This is a genomic window from Bifidobacterium sp. LH_743, from assembly GCF_056355775.1.
Genome location: NZ_JBKESZ010000002.1, coordinates 199168 through 218477, shown reverse-complemented (window position 1 = coordinate 218477; position 19310 = coordinate 199168). Strand labels below are relative to the sequence as shown.

Here is a 19310-nt window from a genome sequence, read left to right as displayed (position 1 = left end):
TATGAATAAAAAAGAAGAGAAAAAGAAAGACGCCAGGTATGATCCCACGTTGACCGCCGAAGAGAGGAAGGACGCCAGGAAACTGACGGAAAAGGAATGGCTGTACCGCATCGGCCGCTCGAATGACGGCATGTGGGACCAGTCGAAAGAGACATTGTTCAAATGCGATCTCTCGAAGAAGATAGCCAGCCACAGTGGTGAGTTCGGGGTCCTGCTGTCCATCCTTTCGCTCATCCTCACCCTCATCGGATTCGGAGCCACATACGTGCAGATCAAACAGGCCAACGAATCGTACCAGGAATCTGCACGTCAGTTCCAACAATCCGGTCCCGTGTTCTCCTGGTTCGACGAGGATTATTACGCCAGCAGCATGTCCAGTGACGGAACCGGACGGCAGATCGGCGCGATCGTGCTGTCGAACGCGGGAAGGACGTCCGGCAGCATCATCGCGGTCAAACGCGATGGCGAGTCCGGAAATCCCATGACGTTGTGCATGCCATCCTTCACGGAGGACGGCCGATACGACAAGACAGTGAAACCGACGGTCGGAACCGGTCTCGCGGCATTGGAGCCGGGGGATTCCCGACTCGTGTTCTACATGACCGGCGACAATGGAAGACTCGACCGGACGAACATGCTGCGGATCGTGACCACGTCCGGCCAGACCATCGACGCGGCGAGGATACGGAACGTGTCCAAGGAAGCCATGGACCATTACGCGTCTCTGGAAGGATGGTTCGACGCCGTCAATGCCTGCGAGGATGCGATGGACGACATGCGATAGCCGACAGATCATCTCCCCGCCTATCCGTCCTCCGCACAGCGGACAGAACACGGGCACCGTCTCGCACCCGTCCCATATGACATATCCCGCGCCGTCCGTGTCGAACGTCCGCACCTGGAACACGGTGGAACAGTGCGGGCATTCGACCGCGTCCACCGGATTGCAGTCCTTCATGTCGCTTCCCCTTTCCCACAGACAGACCGTCCGTGTCGAACAGGCCGGCCTTGTTGTCGTCTTTCACGACGAGCGTGGCCTTGCACATGCGCTTGTCTTTCTGTGATTGTTGTCATTTCAACGACCCCACGTGAACGGAACCTGTTATTAAATACGATCGAACGCTGGATGTCGGCAGTCATTCTTTGTCGATATCGATGACGCGTGGAATGCTTGGACCATGGGTTTCGTCGCAAGCGTCAAGAATATCCGCACTGTTCCGGCCAAGAGGAACGAACGCCAATCCCGGCTGAGGATTGTCCCAACGGCGGACCAGATGCAGACAGCATTGCGTTGGCTCGGAGGAGAGATAGCGGAACTGTGCAGGTCGATGAATGTTTCGACGTGTTGGTCCGCCGATCCTGATGCCGCCCGTACTGATTTTCCTTTGACACTAGCTGATTTCCGAAAACATGGGCTCACGCATGGATGGCCATCCCGCATAAGCCGACCGTCCGGGCACGCAGGCCAAGCACGTCGTCGGAATCCTCGAAACGCGTCAACAACCGGTCATGTTCATCGGCCTTGCGGATGAGCGTCCGGCCCAGTTTCCTAAGCTGGTCCGCGTCGAGCGGCCCGATCGTGGTGGTCGTCACGCCTTCCCTGACGGATATGGTCTGCGTGCCGGTGGCGGTGTCGCTGTCGATGGCGAGCATGTAGGCGAGTGTCCCGCCGGGTTCCATCCTGGAATGTTCGGGATCGTCGGTATTGACATTGATGAGTGTCGGCCATGGGGTGACGCTCATCATGATGCTTCTTTTCGTCATTCCCTTGCCTCCTCCACATCAAACGGGATAACGATGCACGAGCCCGGTTCGATGCCGTCCAGCCCGTCGGGATTCATGCAGCGTCGAAGGTATTCGGTCGCATGACGGGATTGGTCTGTAAGGAATTTTCCCATCCGCGTCATCTGGTCCGGTGTGAGCGTCAACGTCATGCCGATCTGGTTACCGGCCACGGTCATAGACGCGTCCGATGCCGCGGGAACCGTCATGGTCAAATGGCAGACCATACCCGTTCCATCGACGGGCAAGTCGGCACGCCCGTCGGTTTCCGCGGGCTCCCAGATCGCGTTCGCATGTATTCCCATATCTCACTGCTCCTATCAGATGCCGAGTGGCAGGACCGTGGTCAACGCGGCACGCTGCTGGCCCTTCATCGGATTCAGTTTCATATGCCAGTTCTTGGCCTTGTTCTGCATGTCGCGGTCGAACACGTCGAGTTCGGGCAGGCTGGACGCGAACAGGGTGATGAATCCCTGATGGTCGGTGTCCGGCCAGTTGGCCTCCTGCTCCAGCTCGCGCAGCCGTTGTTCCTTTTCCTCACGGCGTTCGTCACGGCTTTTCTCACGCTGGTCCTGGAGTTTGCTGCGCTGCCGCATGCTGCTCTTACGGTTGCGCAGTTCCGCTTCGGACTGTTCCATCGTCAGCGGACGCCAGATGTGGCAGAACGCCATCATGCGTCGTTCCGTGACCAGTTCGCGGATCCAACCGGCCTCCACGTCGAAGTCGGGCCACTGGTAGATCCAGAACGAACGTGCAACGCACGAGTCCAAGGTGATGTAGTCGTGTTCCTTGGCTTCCTCCACCCAGGTGACGGTCGGATCGTCCCTGTTGACCGGCGGACGGTCGGCCGCATGCTCCGGGTCCGCGACGGTGCGGATCAGATACCGCAGGTCGTCCACTGAACACCAGTGGATGGTGTTCCGGCGGGCGCCGCAGTCCAGCAGGGACGGGGCGACGGTCATGCGGATCAGATCGCCCATGGCGATGCCGACCGCGGCCCGTTCCGTCCGGTCCTTCCTGACGACGTGCGGCAGACGGTCCGCGTTCACGGACACGCTGATGTAGTTCATGTTCTGCAACGGGGTGAGGATGTCCGGCAGATGCCACAGGTTCGCGAGGTCCTCGCGCGCCCACTGCGGGGTCTTGTCCGATTCCAGGTATTCGGGTTCCGGGGGAGTGTGGCCCGGCAAGACGAAGCTCGTCTCCTTCAATTCGACGAAACCGTCCGTTTCGGACAGTTCCTTGAGCATCGTGTTCAACGCCATCGCCCGGCCGGCCTTCTGGCTGTCGGACGAGAGGATCCATTCCTCGACGTTCGCGGTCAATACGGCGGTGGCCTGCCGCTTGTCGGGATCCCACAGGTAGCAGGCTCCCTGGAACGGGGTGCCGACGACCTCGACGCCGTCTCCCTCGATGGTCTGGGCACGATCCTCGATATGCCCGGACAATCCCAGCACGCCCAACGGCCTGCCGGACGCGAGCGGCGAATACGCCCAACGGTTCGTGCCGTCCTTCAGACGGCCATGCCAATGCGCCCAGATCCACGTCCATGAGATGAGGCTCAACCCCTGGATTCGTGGGATGCCGTATGCGAGGACGAGCGCGCCCAATATCATGACCGGCACGTTCAGTCCCATCGCCGCGCCGGACACGAGGACGACGAGGCCGATGACGCAGACGATGAGCTGCGCCTTGTCGAGGCCGAGGATCACGCGCGTGGCGGACAGTCGGCTGAACGAGGCGGCGGGCACCTTGCCCCCGCCGGCATTGTCGGAATCGGACATGGAAACCTCCATTTTTCAAGTATCGGAAAAGGAAAACGGAGGGAACCCGGCGGATGGGGATCATCCGACGGTGGGTTCCCTCCGACAATACGGACACGTGGACTCCGGCCGATACCGTGTCAGCCGACGGTCGGACCGGACGGCGCGCCGCCGCCCTGGTACGGGTTCGATCCACCGGATCCGCCCATACCGCCCATGCCACCGTCGCCGCCGCGACCACCGGAGGCGCCGGCTCCGCCAGTGCCGCCCTCGCCGCCCTGGCCACCATCGGCGCCTCTGGCTCCTTGGCCGCCGTCCGTGCCGCGACCGCCTTGGCCTCCGTCCGCATGGGCGTCTCCGCCGCGTCCGCCCGGAGCTCCCGGCACGGACACGTTCGGAGTGGGGTTCGGAGCCGGAGCGACGGACGGACCATCCGAGGATGGTTTGTCGTCGGACGACACGGAAGCGGCGTCCATGGCCTGGCTGGAACCGGAATGGTCCATGCCATCCGAAGCCGCCGACGGAGCGGCGGCGACATCGGCCGTGGATGCCGGTTTCGGCGTGCCGTAATCCCCGCCGTCATCGCCGGCGGCCTTCGACTTGCGGTCGGCGTCCTCCCGCATCATGTCCTTGACACCGGAGGCAATCCCCGGGATCGACGATCCCATGGCGGCCGGCTTGCCCTGCAAGGCCCCCAGCACGGCGCCGGCACCCGAATTCACGACCCTGCCGAGACCGCCCGTGGCCCCACCGGTCGCGGTCTGCACGACGCTGGCGGTCACCTGCGCCGCGGCCTTGATCGCGTTCGGACCTACCTTGCCGCCACGCTCCTGCATGTCGGCGGTCACGTTCGCGCCGAGGAAGCTCACGGCGGGCATGATGAGCTTCGGACTGAAGCACGCCATGATGATCGTGGCGACGCCCATCAACGCGGGGAAGAACGAGTCCGCGAAATTCGGATTGCTCTTCGCCACATAGCAGATGCCGGAACCCACCATGATGACCAAAGCGCTCAACGGCGCCGCGAGCATCACACCGACCACGGCCTGCGCCCATTTCGCCGCGGCGGGACGCGTGACCTTCCATCCGGTCATCATGACCGGCAGGGGAGCCACGCACGCGAGCAGGATCAGACTGATGTCACGCGCGGCGAGCATGCCGGCCAAGGCCAGCACCGCGATGAAAAGCACCAAATACATGACGATGCGGATGATCAGGTCGGAAGAAACGGTGGTCTTCACGATGACACCGATCAGATTCGACACGATGCTGTCGCCGAACGGGTCGGACGTGCCCACCCCGGCGAGCGGTATGGTGAGGATCCTGTTCGTGATCTGGCCGATGATGCCGTCCATGGTGATCATCACGCTGATGCACACCGCGGTCAACGGCCAGGCGAGCACGGCCATCGCGAAGCTTTTGACCACGTCGGCGACGCTGCCTTTCGCGGCGCCCTGCAACGCTCCTATGATGCATAACGCCATGTTCACGAATCCCATGATCCAGCCGATACGGTTCGCCGCGGTGATCGCGATGTTCCACTCGTCATTGCCCATGCTGCCCACCAGACCGTTGAACGCGCCGGTCAACAGCTGGGAGCAGAGGTTGTCCAACGGTTTGAACAGCCAGTCGATGAGATTAGCGAGAACTGTCTGGATGATCAGTGACATCTCGCCATCCTCCTTCCGGGATGAAGAAGCCGTGGACGGGACAGGCCCGGCCACGGCGTGAACAGGGGTGTGTCAGGCGACATCGGTCAGAACAGCGCCTGCGTCGCGAAGAACTTCACGATCGCCATGGCGCTGCCAAGGATCATCGTCGCCAAAGCGCACCAGATGAACACCGTGCCGGAATACTGTTGCATCGGGCCGGAATGGATGACGCGTCCTGCGATCCACGCGATGGCCGCGCAGATCCACGCGCCGACCGCGATGTACAGGCTCAAAGCCCACAAACCTCCGACCATGTTGGAGACCAGGTCCATGAACGGGAAGAACGAGAAGTTCGGACTCACCTTCAGGTTGGACAGGTCGCCGTCATTCAAGCCGGTGGCCACGGACACGATTGTTGCGGCGATGGGCGCCGCTAAATGGTGAAACATGATTCACACTCCTTTCAGCCGTTATCACGCGCCTTCGTGGTCCGTCGCTGCCGATAACCGGAAGGGGGATTATTTGCCGTTGTCCGACACCCAGTTCCACAGACCGGTGAAACCGTCCTTGATGCCTTCGCCGGCCTTCTGGAAGATGTTGCCCTTGCCGTCCGCGCCCGTCACCCACTTGCCGGCGTCGCCGAGCGCGTTGCCGGTCTTCTGGAAGATGTTGCCCTTGCCATCACCGCCGGTCAGCCAGTTCACGCCCTTCATCGCGTCGCTCACGGCGGTCTTCACGGTGCTTTTGACGGCGTCGCCGATACCGGAGACGATGTCATCGCCCAACTGTTTGACCAGGTCGGTCAGACTGTCGTTGCCTTTGCCGCGATTGTCCTTCAGATCGGTCTTGCCGCTGCCGGACGCCTGCGTGTAGGACCGGTTGGCCTGCAATCCCTGGGATCCGAACAGGTCGCAGCTCCAACTCCAGCCGCTCACGGCCGCGCCGATCACGAACGGGACGAGCATCGCGGCGAGCAGGCGTTTCCAGCTGAACGCGCGTTCCATCTGGTTGTTGGAGACAAGGCCCGGGACGAGGCTGATGCAGCCGAGGATGATCACACCCACGCACAACACGAGCGCGACGGCGATCACACCGCCGGTCATGTCGCGGATGCCCGCCACATCCCAAGACGGATCGGGTTTCAATCCCTTCAACGCACTGTCCGCGAGAATCCTCATAATGCCTCCTTGTGTTTGTTTCCGGCCGGTCAGTACCAGCCGGTCGATTCGGAATGCGCCCACGCGCCGCACGGCGACTGGTAACGCTGCAGTATGTATCCCAATCCCCATTTGATCTGCGTGCTCGCGTTGGTCTTCCAATCCTGGCCGGCGGACGCCATCTTCGATCCCGGCAATGATTGGGGGATGCCGTACGCGCCGCTGGACGGGTTCTCCGCGTCCCACCGCCATCCGGATTCACGAGTCCAGAGCTTGTCGAGGCAGTCGTACTGGCTGTCGTCCCACCCGTAGTCCTTGAGCCTGCGTTTCGCGATCTTCTTCGCGTCCGCCGTGCCGGCGTTGTTTCCGGACACGTCCGACGTGGAATCGTCGCCGGTCACGCACTGCTCCACACTGGCACCGGACGAGCTTCCCGCTCCGGCGATGGTGTCCTTCGGCAGGATGTAGACCGCGCCGCTTTTGATGGGAAGGGTACGGGACGAATACACGGGTCCCTTCACGTTCATCTCGCTGATGAGGATGGCGCCCTTGGCCGTGTCGACGTGCTCCACGACCGCGACGTGGCCGTAGACCGCGTCGGCCCCCTGCACGCCGGCCGGGAAACTGACGATGGCTCCCGGAACGGGAGCGTCCGTCGTGGTCCGGTATCCTTCGTTCCTGGCGGACGAGGCCCAATTCTGGCCGTTGCCCCAATATTTGCCCACATGCTTCCAGCCGAGACGGTAGGCGCGGACGCACGCGCCCCACGTGCACTGTCCCTCGGGATACGTGGCGCATGCGTCATCGGGGCCGGCGAGGCCTTTGAACCATTTCGATTTCGCGGCCGTGGAGGACAGGCCATCCCAACCGTCGTCACCGGTCTTGCCGGAAACGGCCTGGGCCGACGACACGCTCCCGTCCGCGCCGGTCACGTTCATAGCGCCCTTGTACCGGTAGTAGGCCGTGTAGCCCGCCGCGTACGAATCGACGCTGATCTCGTCGCCGGTCTGGTCGCCCGGCGTCCTGCCGGTGATACCACCGTTCTCGTCATGATGCGCGCCGACGAACCTGCCGTCACCCATGTAGATCTCGGTATGCCCGTCCCGCCACACGATGTCGCCCGACTGCAGGTCGGACACGCGCGTCCAAGCATGACGTTCGAACCCGGCTTTTTCGAGGATCGCGCCCTCGCCGTTCGTGTTGAACGCGTAGGAGCCGACGTCCAATCCGGCCTGTTTCAACGCGTAGTACACAAAACTGGAGCAATCGTAATCCGGATCGCCGGTGCGGTGGACCTGGCTGTACCCGTGGGAATCGTCATCCGCGATGCTTTTGGCCCACGAGACCCACGAGGTCGTCGAACCGGAAGACGTCACGCTGCCGCACGTCGTGCCGTACTGGGCCTGGACCATGGCTACGAGGATCGTGCTGAAACTCATCAACAGGACGATGGGGACGACCAGGACCATCGGAATGGCCACACCGAACAGGGTGACGCCCTTCGCCAGACCGTGTTTGCCATCCTCCATGAGCCCCTCCCATCGAAACCTCGGAACATGTTGCAATCCATTCCACGCGGAGGCGGGAGGAAACATCGCCGATAATCGGCGAGGGGGAACGGTCCGGATCCCATGACGCGCGCCACGGCCGAGAGGGGATATCATCGTCAGTGAAGGCCGGAAAACAAGGCAAGGGGAGCGGAGGATCATGGGCATCGAAACGCGTCCGTTATATGGGGTACGCCCGTTGTACGCGGACGAGCCGGAACCGTCCTGGCCGGCGGGGGATGACCCGGACCTCTACAAGCTGGAACTCTGGAGACTCCACAAAGTGGGATTGATCCAGGGACTGCGCCGCGTATCCTGCTGGAAATGCGGATACCCGGTCATCCAAAGCGGACTGTTCCTGGAACTCGAGGGACGGGACGGATACCATTGCCGCGTCGTATCCTGGAGCGACACGGACGCGTCCGGACTGCTCTCGCGGCCATTCCGCCGCACGCTTTCCGACTGCTGGCATGTGCGCCCCGCGTATTCCAAGTCGGCGGGATACACGTATCTGGCCATAACCTGTCCGAAATGCGGCGGTCTCCAAGGAGACAATTTCGTCTACAGGAACCATCAGGGCCGGGGAGGAGTGTTCTCCAACCCAAGAGACAAGTCACCGCTCGAGGTACTGCCCTTGCCGATGTTCACCGATGATTGGCCTCAAAGATTTCACTGGGCATTCGATTCATACAGCCTCGACCTGGAGCCACGGAGGATCAGATTCGGCAAACCGGTCGCAGTATGGAACAACGCCTGGCCATGGAACGAATGAAGCAGACAAGCCCATAACGGTCGGAGTGGCAAGCCCACGACGGGAAATATCAGTTGGCGCATAATGCGCCAACTGATATTCTGAGCCGCCACTGATCTCCTCGATCACGGAATCGCTTACAAGATTCTCCATGCCTTCCGCCAAGAATGCTCAGCCTTTTTCACGACGGGAAATATCAGGTGCGCCATAATGGCGCACCTGATATTCTGCTTCGGTGTCGGGAATCAGGACAACGATCCCGACCCAACTCATTCGATCAAGGAATCGAAACCATTCATCCGCAGGGATTCATCGGCCAACGACGTCTGTTCCATGGCGGCCATCATTCTTTTCCCAGCCTCGATGATCGTAGAGACCTGCTCCCATGAATCAGGCACGGGCAGACCCCAGATGTGCCGCGGTTGAAGATGCTGCTGCACCGAACCGAACTCGTCGAGTTTCATCAGACTCATCGCCGTGGGAGTGCTTTTTAATACCCCCCCTCAAGAATATCCACGATGTCGCCGTTCTCACCGAAACGAACCTTGAATCCCGTTGGAATCGAATCGCTGGTGGCGATGTTCGAATCCGTCAGCGGTCAGCCTTTTGCGGGCGCTTCGAGCATTGTGCCTGTCATTCGTCCATCTCCCGGGCTTCGTTTCCTTCCTTGGAAGCGTCGATGTTGTCGAGGATGGCTTGGGCGAGATGCGCGCGCCATGCGGTGATGTCCGGGAATTCGGTGAGACATCCGCATTTGATGGACCCGTCGGGTGTGACTTGTGGATCGTCCCACCCGTCCTCCATGCCGATGTCTCCCAGATGGTCGGCGAGGACGTCCATGACGGCCTCGCGTCTGGTGTCGGCGGGTTTGTCGACGATCTCGTCCACGTGCCTGCCGAACGATTCCCATGAATTGAAATCATGGTCGCAAGCGTCGCAGTGCACTTTCAACGGTTCGTAGGACAGGATGCGTCCGGCGCCGTGCGCGTTGGTTTTCTCTCGTTTCCCGTTCATCGTGTTTTCCTTTCGATTGGTTGGTTATGGTTGCCTTACCTGGTGGGAGGTTCAGTTGGTGAACATCGTTTTGCCTTGCCCGTCGTACAGGCCGGCTTTGGTGCCATCCACGACAAGCGTCGCGTCGCGATGCAGTGTGCCGTGTCCGTCGAGATAACGGCAGTCATAGGTCCCGTCGGCGGGCATGACCGTGAGGTCAAGGCTCGTGCCGCAGGACAGCCCGTTCACTCCGGTGTCCTTCTCCAATCGGGAGCCGAATTTCAAAGGTTCCGACACGGCCGTGAAAGGTTCCTTGAACATCTCGGCGGTGATGCGGATGGACTGCAGGAAGGCAAGACCGCCCACCATGCCGAACGCCAGCGAGACGACCAGCATGGCGTTGACAAGCAGGCCGGGCCTGTCGGGCTGCTCTTTTTTTGCCGCGTCGCGGGCGACCGCGAACGCGAAGCCTGCCATCAGGACGAGCGCCATGGTGAGAGTGAACCAGGCCGGTACGGAGTAGTAGTGCAGGTTGTAGGTTTCCCAAGCCTTGACCCATGCGTCATAGTCTTTCATTTCGCATCCCTTCTTTCGGATCATGCGGCGGCGCCGATGCCGTCGCGCCGGTTGAGTTCGTCCGCGCGGCGCATGCATGCGAGCTGCCATTCGGATGGATGCCCGGACCGGAGGCTTCCCTCGTGGTCGTATTCCGACTCGTGGGGCCTCATGTCGGCGAGCACGTGCTCGCACATGAGCGAATGCACGTGGCGTTCCGAATGGCGTTCCGGCAGGGGAGTGGGCTTGGACGCGGGCTTCCGGTCACGGCCGCGGGCTTCGGTGTCATGTTCATGCTGGCGTTCGAGCTGGCCGATGGTCCAGTCGTTGGCGATCCGGTCCCAGTTGTCGGCCAGGCGTCGCGCGGAGTCGACGCGGCCGAGCCAGTACGTGTTCGCGGGCAGCCAGTCGATGACCGTGAGGATGATCGCCAGGGCGGCCGCATGCTCGCCATCATGGGCTTTGACGATCCGGTTGACGAGGTTCCCGATCTTGGACAGGTCACGTTTGGTCGGCTTCGCGGTGGTGAGCGACAGTTTGGAGCGGACGGCCGTGAGATGGTCCATCACAGTCACGGCTTCGGAAGGCCGTCCCATCGCTTCGTTGCTCCCGTCCTCCCCGGTGGCGTGCTTCCCGCTTGCGGGGAGCTCTCCCGTAGGGAGAGAGGGGTAATTGTATTTCACTGTATTATAGGGCGACATTTTGTCCGGATTTTCGGACATTTTGTCTTCGTTTCCATCGTCTTTCCCACTCTGCGATTCCAGGGGCGACATTTTGTCGGAATCCGAAAGAACCGGCTTGTTTCCGCCATTCTCCAGGGGCGACATTTTGTCTTTCGCTTTTTTCGTTTGTTTCCCGCCCGGTGTTCCAGACATTTTGTCCGAGCTTTCGCCGTCATGTCCGTCCTGTTGGTCCAGGGGCGACATTTTGGCTTTCGCCCGTTCCGCGCGTTTCATGGCGGCCCTGACCTTGGATGCGTTCCGGTCCTCGTATGGTTCGGTCGGCAGATCCGATTCCTTGCAGATCACATTCCATACGATGGTCTGGTAGTTCTTCCTGACCGGCTCGCCGGTCTTCGGGTTGATGGCGCTGAAGTTCTGCTGGCCGGGTTCGAGCAGTCCGAGATCGAGAAGCTGGTCGATGCTGCGCTGCACGGTCTTCTCACTCAATCCGCAGGCTCCGGCGATTTTCTCTATCGCCGGCCATGCGGCGGTCCCATCGTCGTAACGCGCTTTGAACGCGAGATACGACAGGACCGCCTTGGTCGCGTTGCGGACCTCGTGCACGTGTTCCTGGACCCATACCATGGTCACTACCGTCATGATCTGCCAGCCTTTCCGGAATGGTGGTCCGCCGTACTGACGCTCATCGTCCCGTCTCCTTGCTGTTGATGTTGAGATGCCATGCCTTCCACGGCCCGTCCTCCGCGTGCTCGCGGTCCAGGACGGCGATGCGCCGTCCGACCGGACCTGTCGGATCCTTGAACGGTGTGATGTAGCCTTGGCGTTCCAGGCTTGTGAGGACCATGTCGAGTTCCGCCGGCGTCATGCCGCATGCGGTCTTCCTCAACGCGCGCATGCCGATGATGGCGAGGTTTTCCCGTGGCGTGCGGTACGTGTGCCACGCGAGGGCGAGCAGCACGAGTTTCTCCTCCGGTGTCTCGGGATCGGCCGTCCAGGCCAGTTCGACGGTGTTCATCATGTGTTCCTTCCAGGTTGCTGTTGGTGAAGTCTTAAGGGTGCCAACCAGCGTCTTGGGCGTCGTTGCCCACGACGCGTGGGTGGCCGGCGTCGGACAGTTGGAGAGAGAAACCATCCGACAATCATGACCACGTGCTCGAGGCCCGTTAACGGCCGATGAAGCCCGGTCATCTTGTTTTCCTGGCCTTGCGTCTGCCGATGGCCGCGAGGATGTACGGGTAGTTGTCGATCTTCGGATCGAGACCGCGATGGGAATTCTCGAGGAACCGTCGGACCTCGTTGCGCAGGGCGCTGCCGTCGCGGGTCACGAGGCATTGGCGCAGGAGCGCCGTCCAGACCGGTTTTCCTCCCAGCTTCTCGCATTCGTTCTTCAGGTATTTCAGGTCCGACTTGTATGCGTCGGATGCCAGTTCCGCCGGCTGGTCCCCGCCGGTGAGCCATTCCTGGTAGCTGGACCTGTCGCCGGCCGGGGCGGAGAGGACGTTCGAATCCGGGTCGCCGAACACGTCCGCCTCCTCGCACAGGCGGCCCAGGGCCGCGTCATGCTCATCCTGGCGGAGCCGGCGGCGGACCGTATCGGCGTCCAACGGTTCGCCCTGCGTCGGCTCCCGCGTCCTCTTGGCCTTGCGTGGCGCGTGGGTCATGCCGGTGCGGTATTTCGGCCGTTCCATACGCATCCATTCGCCCAGCCGGTTGCCGACCAGAGCGTTGACGAACGCGGCCAATGGCCTGCGGTCCGTGTAGGAGGCCCACCGGCGCAGGCCTCCCTTGAGCAGTTCGACCGTCACGTCGCACAGGATCTCGTCCACTGCCCACGCGTATCCCCATTCGGACAGGCGCTTGGTCGCACGATAACGGTTCTCATCCAAAGCGTCCTGGACCTCCTGCGGGGTGACGCCGTACCGGGCTTTGAATTCACCGGCGTCCATGCTGTGATGTTCGTGTTCCATGGCTTAGAACCTTTCCGGATAGGTTTTACGGAAACGTGCGAGGTATCTTTTCGCGGTGCTGCCGCTCGCGGCCAGACCCGCCTGCATCGCCATGTTTGGGTTTGGCTGCTCTCCCTGCGCCTTGAGGTCGTCGAGCCAGGCGAGCCATTCGTCGTCCTCGGCTGCGGCGGTACGTCCGCGGCCTTTCCTTGGCTTCTTCGGCGCGATGGTCTCCGTCTCGGACGCGGACTGTTCGGTTTTGGCTTCAGCCTTGGCTTCGGTCCCGTCGGCTTCGGCGGTCCTGGTTCCCTCCGATGGTTCCTCCGACTCCTGGATGTCGTTCCCGTTCTCCGGTTCAGGCGTGGCGGCCTGTGCCGGTTGCGTCTCCGGTTCCGTGTCTTCGACGGCGGTCTCGGCCTGGTCCTTGTCCATGTCGTCCATGGATGGTTCCGGAGCTTCCGGTCCGGGTTCGGCCATGAGGGTCGGGATGATGACGGGTTCGCGCATCACCGGCGGTTGCGGGACATTGGTCCCGTCGGCTTCCGGGATCGGAGTGGAGGCTTCGGCGGTTGGCGCTTCGGCCTCATCGGCTTTTGGGTCGGCATCGTCCTCCATGTCGGGGACGAGCGTCCGGAAGTCGAACAGGTCGGGAATTTCAGGTTCGGACGGGACAGGTGTCTGCTCCGGTGGAGCCGGGACCGGTTCCGGTTGGGGTACGGCGGGCGTGGTCTGTTCTTCCGGCCGTGCGGGGATTGCTTCCGCCACGGGTTCGGTGCTCGACGTCGGGGTGAGGATGGTGTTGATCTTGTCGAGCCTGTCGCCCGCGATGATGACGATCAAATGGGTGGAATACAACAACGCGACCGGTGGGATGCTCATGATGGCCGGCGGTACCCATGCGGGCAGTTCGAAGCCGGTGTTGAGCATCGCGTGCAACGCGTTGCCGGCGATGCTGAAACTGCTGAACAGGACGAGTCCGATCCACGGGTACGCGGCGCCGCGGATGTGTCCTTTCTTGAATCCCCAGGTGGCCCATGTGCACAGCAGGATCGTGCCGTCCACGCAGACGGGACCGCCCCAGCTCAGGTATGGGTTGATGCCGCAGGCCACGAACACGAGGCGCAACGCGTCGAAGCTCAGGATGAAGGCGATCAGGCCGATGATGGTGCCGGCGCTGATGCCGGGCCACATCTTGACGCTTGTCCGGTCGGCTTGCTTCGTCTCTTCTTCAGTGTCTTTCATGATTCAGGTCCTTCTCTGGCGTTCCGGCTTGGCTCCGGTTGCCTTGTTTGTGTTTCCCCTTTGGGCTTCCATGCCCTTCTGTCTTTGGGGAGCGGGTTCCCTGGGCCCGCTCCCCAAAGTTGGTGTGGGTGGCTAGTCGAGGATGTCCTGGCAGACCTGGCCGAGCTCGCCGCACCCGTCGATGAAACGGCTCCAGTCGTTGTCGGTATCGTCGGGGTCCTCCACGAACGCGCCTTCGAACACGTTGTCCACGTCGATGTTCAGCAGGCGGAGCATCTTGCCCATGTTGGCGATGATGTTGAAGATCTTCGCCGCGTTGTTCTTGACGATCTCGTTCACGGTTTCGCCGCCGGGCTGCCAGTACTCGTCCTCGAGTTTCTCCACGATGCCTTCGATCGCCTCGTCCGCCTGGGTCGCGATGACGCCGAACGCTTCGATGTAGCTGCGGATCTTGGCGTCCGCGTCACCCATGCCGAGTTCCAACGGCTGGTCGTCGTCGGCCTGGTCGAATTCGGTGTTGTCCACGACGGCGGGTTCGAGGCCTTCGCTGAGCCTGCGCATCTTGTCCTTGCGCAAGGTGTCGGACACGGTGGACTGGGACACGTCGAGGATTTCGGCGATGTCGGTCTGCTTGTTGCCTTCCTCGGAGAGTTCCACGATCTTCTTGCGGCGCTCCTCACTGGACATGCTGCCAGCATCCACGTGACGGAGCTTGCCTGCCGCGTCACGAATCTTTTCCCCTGAAGTAGAGATACCGGCCTTCGCCTTAGCTCGATCGACAATCGAATGATGCACACCAAGGAGAGCAGCAATGCCACGGTTGGTGATTTTACCTGGGGTGAAGCCTGTGATCAGGTCAGTGCGCTGCTGACCGGTTGCGCGAATCTTCTCGGCGGCGAAATTGTCCTTGCAGTATGCGACCCAGCCCTTCATGCCCTCCGGATAGCCGAGAGCGACCCAGATATGGCTGTCGAACGCCTTCTCCGCGGCCTGGATGAAATCGTACTGAGCCTCAAGCGCGTGCAGGAGCTTGACTTTGATGTCTTCGGTGGTCTGACGAGCCTCCTGTTCGGTGTAATTGGTCTCACCCGGAGCAAGAGGATGCGCTGTCAGCTCATCATCTTGGAAGTTTCCGGCGAGAGCGGCAACCGGGTTGGTCTCGACCAGGTCTGTATCATCGATGTCGTCCAGGACTTCGGCGTCCGCGACTTCATCGTCCACAATCTCGGGGGTGGTCGTCGGCGTGTTTTCCTGATATTGGGTTTCATTCGGTGTGGTGGATGTGGAATAATCAGACATTGAGCTGGTCCTTTCCTCAGAGTTGGAATTGATTGCATCTGCGTAGGTTTCGTTGAAATCGCTCATTGTGATCTCTTCTTTCTGCGATTGGTTCCTTGGCTGGTGACCGTGGAACCTTGGTTAATTGGGAAATGCTGGATGGGATTGACTCGCCGCCCGTATGTGAGCTGCAACTCATGTGCGGGCATTACTATTTGAGCGATATCGGCCCATCGCCAAGTGGTTGGTATAGGAACCCGACGAAAAGATTGGAATGGCTATGACAGGAGATGACTCCCTTGCATTGGATTCCATCACGTCGGACTACAGATTCATGTTGGAGCATGACGTCTCCATGTTGGAGATTGCTCTTGCGGCTGTGTCCTTCGAAGATTGCAGTCTTGATGACGCCGTTCCATTGGATCGGGCCTCCGTGGCGTACGATTGCTGGCTTGAAGCGTTGGAATCGCTTCATCATGGCCATCGTTTCCGCGAATTCAGTCTTTCGGATGCGGAGCTTGCGGACGACGGTCTGCTTGAACGTCTGCTGTTGACTGTTTTGTTCGATGGTGGTTCTTGCCGGTTCATACGTTCCGTGGTCGCCGCGGTGAATGGCTACCGTAGGAATCACCGCGGTTGACGGTGTTTGCCGGCTTTTCTGTCTCTCTTCTGTTTTAGGTTTTGGGAAATGCTGGATGGGTTTCATCCACCGCCCGGATGCGAACTGCAATTCGTCCACGGACTTTGAGCGTCTTACACGGGCGTCAATTCTCTTCCGTACAGGTATTCGGTCGAAACATTGAACCTTTCGGCACACTCAAAAATCTCTTCAGCACTGAAAGGAATCTGCCCATTTAGTTTTTTTGAGGCGGTTGCTTGACTGACATGGATGATTTGTTTTCCAAAATCCAATTGAGTCATATTGGCCCCTTTTCTCAAGTCGTTAATTCTTCTCGCTAGTTCTTTATTCGTCATAAGAATAATGATAGTAATAAGTATTGATATATCAACTCGGCGTGTCTAAACTGTAATCATGCAGAAAAAAGAAAACAATCAAACTCAAGCAGCAATGGAATTTCAATCAATTGTGCGCAATAACATCCGAATGATTCTTGCTAGGTTTCCTCAAAAGCAAGAATCATTTGCCTTGTCTTTGCAATTGTCCCAAGCTTCCATCAGCAAGAAATTGAACGGTAAGGCAGATTGGACTTCCGCGGACATCGCAAATGCAGCCGAATACTTTAACCTGCCTTTTTATGTTCTCGTCTCGCCGACCGCTTTAAAGGATTACCTCTTCGCCGATACGGAGACGGAATATCAGTTGGCGCATTATGCGCCAACTGATATTTCCCGTCGTGAGCTTGCCGCGTCGGCCGGCGTGCGTTACTTCCGCCGCCCAGACGACACGGATCGGCAGGGCGGCGCGGACTCTCGTCCACGCTTTTTCGTTATGCCGGGAACGAACCGATTAGCACTCCGCGGCCCGGAGTGCTAATACAGTGTAGGAAATATTCCGTTTCCGGACGTGCCCAATGGCCCATACGGGGAAAGGCACGTCGGCAGATGTTTCGAATGCTCGTATATAAGGAGGTGCGCATGACACAGTCAAGACGCATGCTGGTGCTGCGTGCCGTGGTAGAGGACTACATACGATCCCAGGAACCGGTGGGATCCACCACATTGACCCGGGACCATGATCTTGGCGTCAGCTCCGCCACCATACGTAACGACATGGCGGCATTGGAGGACGAAGGTTACCTTATCCAACCCCACACATCCGCCGGCAGAATTCCGACCGAAAAAGGCTATCGTTATTTCGTCGATCGATTGGCGACCGTCGTTCCGCTGTCTGAAGCACAGCGTCGCGGCATCAACAGTTTCCTGTCGGGATCCGTCAATCTGCAGGACACATTGCAGAGGGCTGCCCGACTGCTGGCGCAGATCACAGGCCAGGTCGCCGTCGTAGCCGCCCCTTCGCTGTCGAAATCGACATTGCGACACATTGAAATCGTCCCCGTATCCATCAATACGTTGCTTGCCGTGGTGATCACCGACACCGGCCGTGTCGCGCAGCATATCCTCAACGTCGCGGAATTACCGGATTCCGCGACCCTCACGCATCTGACCAACGAAATCAACAATCAATGCGCAGGCGCTTCTTTGACACGTACCGCCGATTACGCGCGACAAATGGGAACGCGCAAGGAGCACCATCCGATCAACGCGCTTGTGGAAGCTCTCGCGCGGGCTTTCGATGGCATGGCCGATGACGAGAGGGCCGGAGAGCTGTATATGGCCGGCACTTCACGGCTCGCCCATCAACGCACCGTGGCAGATCTGGCGCCGCTGTTCGACGCGCTGGAGGAGCAGGTCGTGCTTATGAAGCTCATGAGCTCCCTGAGCGAGACCACCCAATCCGACGGAGTCGGAGTGGCAATCGGCTCCGAAACGCATACCCCTGGTCTATTGCACGCCTCCGTGGTGACCAGCGGCTATGGTCATACATCCGCGTCGAACACCGATGACGCGGGGAGCGGATCGAACGTATCCGGGCAATCATCCGGGAGCGGAACCGATCAGGATTCGGACAAGGACATGCCGCCAGCAGGGGAGCCGGTCGCATTCGTCGGGTCAATCGGTCCGACGCATATGGATTATGCGGCCACCATGGCCGCCGTGCGCGCGGTCGCCAGATATCTGACGGACTTCCTTGCGCACGACGAAGGCCAATCGGCCGACTGACCCCGCCTTATGGCACAATGACACGCAGAACCAACAGGGAGAAAGAACAATCGTGACGGACTATTACGAAGTGCTGGGCGTCGACCGCTCCGCAAGCGAGGACGAAATCAAAAAGGCATATCGAAAGATGAGCCGCAAATACCACCCCGATATCGCCGGTCCGGAATTCGAAGACAAATTCAAGGAAGTCAACAACGCATACGAAGTGCTGTCCGACCCCAAGAAGCGCCAGATGTTCGACGCGGGCATCGATCCAAATGACCCGAACGCCGGTGCCGCTGGCGGTGGGTTCAACGGCGGATTCGCCGATATGGGGGATATCTTCAACATGTTCACCGGCGGCGCGTTCGGCGGCGCCACAGGCGGTGGCCCGACTCCGCGCACGCAACCGGGACGCGACGCACTGGCCACAGCCACCATCGACCTGAAAACCGCCGTGTTCGGAGACACGACGCATGTCAAGATCAACACTTTCGGATTGTGTCAGGATTGCGCCGGAACCGGATGCCAGAAAGGCACCCAGCCGACCCAATGTCCCGACTGCCACGGACAGGGGTATGCGCAACGCGTGGTACGCACCATGCTTGGTCAGATGATGACCACCGCGCCTTGCGAACGGTGCGAAGGGCACGGAACCATCATCGAGAAGCCCTGCCCATCCTGCATGGGCCATGGTCGCATCCGCGTCACCCGCAATGTCGGCGTGGCTGTGCCGGCGGGCGTGGCCAACAACACCAGACTGCGTCTCGCCAATCAGGGTGAAGTCGGCGAAAACGGCGGAGTAGCGGGCGATTTGTACGTCGACATCCGCATCAAACCGGATGACACGTTTACCCGCGATGGCGACGACTTGCATTGCTGGATCAGAATACCGATGAGCTGGGCCGTTCTGGGGCATGAAATCGAAATCGATACCTTCGATGGAAAACAGACACTGGATGTGCCCGCAGGCAGCCAACCGGACGATACTGTGACATTAAAGGACCTTGGTGTCACCCATCTTGACGATAAGAACGAGCGTGGCGACTTGGTGGCACATATCATGGTGGAGATTCCGAAAAAGTTGTCGGATGACGAACGCGACCTGATCAAGCGATTCGGCGAATTGCATGATGCGGATGCGCAGCATGTGTCCGTGAATTCCCGTCCGGCCTCCGGAACAAAGAAAGGATTCTTCTCTAAGCTGAAAGATGCGTTGCGCTGATCGCATCAGTTATGA

Annotated in this window: 22 protein-coding genes; 6 read left to right on the top strand and 16 right to left on the bottom strand. The window is 60.2% G+C overall.

Annotated features, from left to right (window positions below):
* Position 1 precedes the first annotated feature (1 nt).
* On the top strand, positions 2-784 hold the full coding sequence (locus AC1ATL_RS04135) for a hypothetical protein (protein WP_204442859.1): 783 nt from the start codon (positions 2-4) through the stop codon (positions 782-784).
* A gap of 632 nt (positions 785-1416) precedes the next feature.
* Here AC1ATL_RS04135 and AC1ATL_RS04130 read toward each other — a convergent pair.
* The 7 genes from AC1ATL_RS04130 to AC1ATL_RS04100 all read right to left on the bottom strand — a co-directional run bounded on the left by AC1ATL_RS04130 (position 1417) and on the right by AC1ATL_RS04100 (position 7883).
* Positions 1417-1764 (bottom strand): hypothetical protein, encoded by a 348-nt coding sequence (locus tag AC1ATL_RS04130; protein WP_476568699.1) that lies wholly within the window; start codon positions 1762-1764, stop codon positions 1417-1419.
* Positions 1761-2087: a hypothetical protein gene (locus AC1ATL_RS04125; RefSeq protein ID WP_195229556.1), complete on the bottom strand. Its 327-nt coding sequence runs from the start codon at positions 2085-2087 to the stop codon at positions 1761-1763. The genes AC1ATL_RS04130 and AC1ATL_RS04125 overlap by 4 nt, the downstream gene beginning before the upstream one ends.
* 15 nt (positions 2088-2102) lie before the next feature.
* A complete protein-coding gene (locus AC1ATL_RS04120; RefSeq protein ID WP_476568697.1) occupies positions 2103-3566 on the bottom strand; it encodes an SCO6880 family protein in 1464 nt (487 codons plus the stop codon).
* 119 nt (positions 3567-3685) lie between these two features.
* Positions 3686-5215 (bottom strand): type IV secretion system protein, encoded by a 1530-nt coding sequence (locus AC1ATL_RS04115; RefSeq protein WP_476568695.1) that lies wholly within the window; start codon positions 5213-5215, stop codon positions 3686-3688.
* Between the two features lie 86 nt (positions 5216-5301).
* Complete coding sequence (locus tag AC1ATL_RS04110) at positions 5302-5646, bottom strand: hypothetical protein (protein ID WP_204442863.1); 345 nt, start codon at positions 5644-5646, stop codon at positions 5302-5304.
* Positions 5647-5715: 69 nt separating this feature from the next.
* Positions 5716-6375 (bottom strand): hypothetical protein, encoded by a 660-nt coding sequence (locus tag AC1ATL_RS04105; protein ID WP_476568693.1) that lies wholly within the window; start codon positions 6373-6375, stop codon positions 5716-5718.
* A 29-nt stretch (positions 6376-6404) separates the two neighbouring features.
* A complete protein-coding gene (locus AC1ATL_RS04100) occupies positions 6405-7883 on the bottom strand; it encodes an aggregation-promoting factor C-terminal-like domain-containing protein (RefSeq protein WP_476568691.1) in 1479 nt (492 codons plus the stop codon).
* A gap of 178 nt (positions 7884-8061) precedes the next feature.
* Here AC1ATL_RS04100 and AC1ATL_RS04095 point away from each other — a divergent pair, with 178 nt between their 5' ends.
* On the top strand, positions 8062-8673 hold the full coding sequence (locus AC1ATL_RS04095; protein WP_204442866.1) for a hypothetical protein: 612 nt from the start codon (positions 8062-8064) through the stop codon (positions 8671-8673).
* 248 nt (positions 8674-8921) lie between these two features.
* On the opposite strand, the gene AC1ATL_RS04090 is transcribed toward AC1ATL_RS04095, so the two are convergent.
* From AC1ATL_RS04090 to AC1ATL_RS04055, 8 genes are all read right to left on the bottom strand, one after another.
* Positions 8922-9125 carry a hypothetical protein gene (locus AC1ATL_RS04090; protein ID WP_204442867.1) on the bottom strand — a complete coding sequence of 68 codons (204 nt, stop codon included), beginning with the start codon at positions 9123-9125 and terminating at the stop codon, positions 8922-8924.
* Between the two features lie 160 nt (positions 9126-9285).
* Positions 9286-9666, bottom strand: a complete 381-nt coding sequence (locus AC1ATL_RS04085) for a hypothetical protein (protein WP_476568688.1) — start codon at positions 9664-9666, stop codon at positions 9286-9288.
* Between the two features lie 51 nt (positions 9667-9717).
* Positions 9718-10221 carry a hypothetical protein gene (locus AC1ATL_RS04080; RefSeq protein ID WP_476568686.1) on the bottom strand — a complete coding sequence of 168 codons (504 nt, stop codon included), beginning with the start codon at positions 10219-10221 and terminating at the stop codon, positions 9718-9720.
* A 20-nt stretch (positions 10222-10241) separates the two neighbouring features.
* A complete protein-coding gene (locus AC1ATL_RS04075; RefSeq protein WP_476568685.1) occupies positions 10242-11522 on the bottom strand; it encodes a helix-turn-helix domain-containing protein in 1281 nt (426 codons plus the stop codon).
* Positions 11523-11565: 43 nt separating this feature from the next.
* Positions 11566-11901: a hypothetical protein gene (locus tag AC1ATL_RS04070; protein ID WP_476568683.1), complete on the bottom strand. Its 336-nt coding sequence runs from the start codon at positions 11899-11901 to the stop codon at positions 11566-11568.
* 166 nt (positions 11902-12067) lie between these two features.
* Entirely contained in the window at positions 12068-12850 is a 783-nt protein-coding gene (locus tag AC1ATL_RS04065; protein WP_476568681.1) for a hypothetical protein, read from the bottom strand.
* 3 nt (positions 12851-12853) lie between these two features.
* Positions 12854-14071: a DUF2637 domain-containing protein gene (locus AC1ATL_RS04060; protein WP_476568680.1), complete on the bottom strand. Its 1218-nt coding sequence runs from the start codon at positions 14069-14071 to the stop codon at positions 12854-12856.
* Positions 14072-14203: 132 nt separating this feature from the next.
* Complete coding sequence (locus AC1ATL_RS04055; RefSeq protein WP_476568678.1) at positions 14204-15370, bottom strand: helix-turn-helix domain-containing protein; 1167 nt, start codon at positions 15368-15370, stop codon at positions 14204-14206.
* Between the two features lie 259 nt (positions 15371-15629).
* Between AC1ATL_RS04055 and AC1ATL_RS04050 the strand changes: the two genes are divergently transcribed.
* Positions 15630-15989 carry a hypothetical protein gene (locus AC1ATL_RS04050; RefSeq protein ID WP_476568676.1) on the top strand — a complete coding sequence of 120 codons (360 nt, stop codon included), beginning with the start codon at positions 15630-15632 and terminating at the stop codon, positions 15987-15989.
* Positions 15990-16102: 113 nt separating this feature from the next.
* Here the strand turns inward: AC1ATL_RS04050 and AC1ATL_RS04045 are convergent, their stop codons facing one another.
* Positions 16103-16324 carry a helix-turn-helix domain-containing protein gene (locus tag AC1ATL_RS04045; RefSeq protein WP_267473145.1) on the bottom strand — a complete coding sequence of 74 codons (222 nt, stop codon included), beginning with the start codon at positions 16322-16324 and terminating at the stop codon, positions 16103-16105.
* A 58-nt stretch (positions 16325-16382) separates the two neighbouring features.
* Here AC1ATL_RS04045 and AC1ATL_RS04040 point away from each other — a divergent pair, with 58 nt between their 5' ends.
* The 3 genes from AC1ATL_RS04040 to dnaJ all read left to right on the top strand — a co-directional run bounded on the left by AC1ATL_RS04040 (position 16383) and on the right by dnaJ (position 19295).
* Positions 16383-16844 carry a DUF739 family protein gene (locus AC1ATL_RS04040; protein ID WP_476568674.1) on the top strand — a complete coding sequence of 154 codons (462 nt, stop codon included), beginning with the start codon at positions 16383-16385 and terminating at the stop codon, positions 16842-16844.
* Between the two features lie 101 nt (positions 16845-16945).
* On the top strand, positions 16946-18091 hold the full coding sequence (hrcA, locus tag AC1ATL_RS04035; RefSeq protein ID WP_476568672.1) for a heat-inducible transcriptional repressor HrcA: 1146 nt from the start codon (positions 16946-16948) through the stop codon (positions 18089-18091).
* Positions 18092-18143: 52 nt separating this feature from the next.
* The gene (gene dnaJ / locus AC1ATL_RS04030) at positions 18144-19295 is read left to right on the top strand and encodes a molecular chaperone DnaJ (RefSeq protein ID WP_476568670.1); all 1152 of its coding nucleotides are present in this window, start codon (positions 18144-18146) and stop codon (positions 19293-19295) included.
* The last annotated feature ends 15 nt before the right edge of the window (positions 19296-19310 follow it).